This window comes from Shewanella sp. 10N.286.51.B8 (assembly GCF_041469325.1).
Classification (GTDB): domain Bacteria; phylum Pseudomonadota; class Gammaproteobacteria; order Enterobacterales; family Shewanellaceae; genus Shewanella.
The window spans coordinates 1-295 of sequence record NZ_JBFRKG010000020.1; the positions used below are offsets into that span (position 1 = coordinate 1).

The following is a 295-nucleotide window of genomic DNA, read 5'->3' on the forward strand; positions in this document are numbered from 1 at the left end:
CCGTCTTCATTCATGGTGAATTCAACGTCAGGGGCTACTGCAGCATCATTGACAGGATTGACTGTGAGGTCAACACCTGCTGCCACGGTAGTGGTGCCATCTGAGACATCAAAGCGTAAGTCTAAGTCGCCATTAAAGTCTGCATCTGGGGTAATCGTGAAGCTGCCATCTGGGTTAGCAACGACGGTGGCGTTATCCCCTACTGATAGGTTTTCAGCAGTTAATGTATCGCCATCAACATCGGTTGCATTCGCCAGCAGTTGCTCCTGGCTTAGGGTAATTGAGCCATCTTCGT

At 49.8% G+C, this 295-nt stretch carries 1 protein-coding gene; it reads right to left on the minus strand.

Annotated elements, in window-relative coordinates:
* Positions 1-295 (minus strand): cadherin-like domain-containing protein (locus AB4160_RS09215; RefSeq protein WP_372004306.1); only part of this gene is annotated, 295 nt, incomplete at both ends.